Genomic DNA, 2,632 nt, shown 5'->3' with positions numbered 1-2,632 from the left:
GGTGCGGCGAGGTCGGCCGGCTCGGTGGCCGCCGGGAACCACAGCGCGGCCACCAGGCCCCGTGGCGAGTTCGGGTGCATGGTCAACCGGCCGTCGGAGGCGTCGACGAGCACGGCGGCGATGGTCAGCCCCAGCCCGGCGCCGTCGACGTTCTGCACCTCCGGTGCCCGCCAGAACCGTTCGGTCGCCTGGCCGAGCTGGTCGGAGGTCATACCCGGGCCGGTGTCGCGTACCTCCAGGGCGATCCCGCCCTCCCGGGTCGCGACGGAGACCGTCACCTCGCCGCCCACGCCACTGAACTTCACCGCGTTGTCGATCAGCGCGTCCAGCGCCTGGTCGATGGCGGTCGGCACGGTCCGGGCGTACGCCGGCGTCGGGTCTGCCGCCAGGCGCAGGGCCACCTTGCGGTGTCGGGCCAACGGCTCCCACGCGGCGACCCGGGACGCGGCCGTCGCCACCGCGTCGACGGTCACCCGCTGGTTCTCCCGCCGCTCGGCCCGAGCCAGGGTGAGCAGCGCGTCGAGCAGCAGCGCCAGCCGGTCGGTCTCCTCCAGGGCCAACCGGTGCTCGGCGCGGCCGTCCTCGTCGGTCAGGCTCGGGCCCAACTCCTCGACCCGCAGCCGCAGCGCGGTCAACGGGTTACGGAGTTGGTGACTGGCGTGCGCGACGAACGCGCGCTGACGGTCCATCACGTCGGAGACGGCGTCGGCCATGTGGTTGAAGCTCGCCGCCAGGCGCCGCAGCTCCGGCGGGCCCACCTGGTGCTGCACCCGGGCACCCCGGTCCCCCTCGGCGATCTCGTGGGTGACCGCGTCCAGCTCGGTGACCGGGCGCAGCACCCAACCGGCCAGCCCGAACGCGGTGAGCACGCAGGCCAGCACCGCGAGCGTGCCCAGCGCGGCGAGCAGCAGCCACCAGGTGACCACGGTACGGCGCACCCCGTCGGACGGGGTCGCGGTCACCACCGCGCCGAGCACCTCGCCACCGTCGTTGATCGGCACCGCCACCACGATCGGCCCGCGCACCCAGGGCCAGACCGACTCCGGTCCGCTGGTCTGCTGGCCGGAGAGGGCGACGTCCAACGCCTCGCGGGTGCCCGTACCCGGACGGAAGCCGCCCGACGCGACCACCACCCGCCGGTCCCGGTCGACCACCGCCGCGCCGATGCCGAAGAGTTCGTCGTAGCTGCTCAACTCGGCGTCCAGGGGGCCGGAGACACCGCTGCGCAACGCCGGACCGGCCAGCGAGGCGAACCGGGTGGCGTCGGCGATCCGGTCCGCCCGGACCCGTTCGGTCTCCCGCGTGGTCAGCGTCATGCCCAGCGGCAGGCCCAACGCGGCCAGCACCAACACCATCAGCAGGAGGTAGCTGATCACCAGCCGGCGGCGCACTCACTCGCTCCGCAGTCGGTAGCCGACGCCGCGCACGGTCTCCACCAGCCGCGCGTCGCCGAGCTTGCTCCGCAACGACCCGACGTGCACCTCGACCGTGTGCCGGTCGGCGAAGGTGGTCCCCCAGGCGTCGAGCAGGATCCGGTCGCGGGGCACCGCGACACCGGGCTGCCGGGCCAGTGAGACCAGCACGTCGAACTCCTTGCGGGTCAACGCGACCGGGCGTTCGGCCACGGTGACCGTACGGGCCGCCACGTCGATGCGCAGCCGCCCGGCCTCGATCAGGTTGCGCTCCGGTGCCGCGTGCGAGGCGCGCCGCAGCACCGCCTCGATGCGGGCCTGCAACTCCACCATCGAGAAGGGCTTGACCACGTAGTCGTCGGCACCGAGACGCAGACCGAGCACCCGGTCCCGCTCCTCGCCCCGGGCGGTCACCGCGATGATGCCGAGCTGGTTGCTGCGGCGACGCAGTTCACGGCAGAGGTCGGTGCCGTCGCCGTCGGGCAGAGTCAGGTCGAGCAGCACCAGGTCGCACGGCGCGGCGGACAGGGCGGCGGTGACGGTCGCCGCGTGCTCCACCTCGTAGCCGCGACGCGTCAGCGCGGACGACAACGCGGCGGCCACCCGACGGTCGTCCTCGACCAGCAGGATGCGCACCCGGCCTCCCCGTTCGGTCTGCCCGCTGACCCCGCATGGTCCCGGTCGACTCCACCGCCCCGTGGCGTCACGGTCGGCGGAACTGACCTTAGATGGTGGCAGACAACCGCCCCGGGTGACAGGCCCAGGGCGGGTGACGGTGACTCAGAGGCCGAAGACCTCGTCGGCGGTGGCGTCGCGTACGCCGTCGACGAAACCCCGGAAGGCCGGGTCGTCGTGGCTCGCCGGCACGGTGGTGACCAGCTCACCCGTGGCCTCGGTGACCGCGTCGACCAGGGGCGGGAAGTCGATCTCGGCGTCGGCGAGCGTGTCGTCGTCGGCCTGGCCGAGGTTGATCACCTGCTGCACGTCCTCGGCGGCGGTGTCGGGGTCGGCGGCCCAGTCCGTACCGGCCCGGTAGCACTCGTCGTAGAGCGCCCGCTGGCTGTCGGTCCAGTCCTCGTGGTAGCTCTCCACGCCCATCCCCTCTCCACCGGCCTGCCTCCGAGCATGCCCGTCCGCACGCCCGGCCGGGCCCGTACCGGACAAAACCGGTCCCGGCGTGCCGCCGCCGACCCGGACGGCGGCGCTCGGCGGCCCGGGAC

Annotated in this window: 3 protein-coding genes; all 3 read right to left on the bottom strand. The window is 73.9% G+C overall.

Going from position 1 to position 2,632, the window contains the following annotated elements; all coding sequences use genetic code 11:
* Window positions 1-1,391 (bottom strand): HAMP domain-containing sensor histidine kinase (locus EYA84_RS30215; protein ID WP_131057597.1); only part of this gene is annotated, 1,391 nt, incomplete at its 3' end.
* On the bottom strand, window positions 1,392-2,048 hold the full coding sequence (locus tag EYA84_RS30210; RefSeq protein WP_131057594.1) for a response regulator transcription factor: 657 nt from the start codon (window positions 2,046-2,048) through the stop codon (window positions 1,392-1,394). It abuts the gene before it with no gap.
* Window positions 2,049-2,192: 144 nt separating this feature from the next.
* On the bottom strand, window positions 2,193-2,510 hold the full coding sequence (locus tag EYA84_RS30205) for a hypothetical protein (protein WP_236146045.1): 318 nt from the start codon (window positions 2,508-2,510) through the stop codon (window positions 2,193-2,195).
* Window positions 2,511-2,632 lie beyond the last annotated feature (122 nt).

This window comes from Verrucosispora sp. SN26_14.1 (assembly GCF_004307965.1).
Lineage (GTDB): Bacteria > Actinomycetota > Actinomycetes > Mycobacteriales > Micromonosporaceae > Micromonospora.
The sequence above is the reverse complement of the archived record's forward strand: the minus strand, read 5'-3'. Positions and strand labels throughout refer to the sequence as shown.

Coding starts and splice junctions, on each gene's coding strand:
- EYA84_RS30205 (WP_236146045.1), bottom strand. CDS start 2,510: ATGGGCGTGGAGAGCTACCACGAGGACTGGACCGACAGCCAGCGGGCG.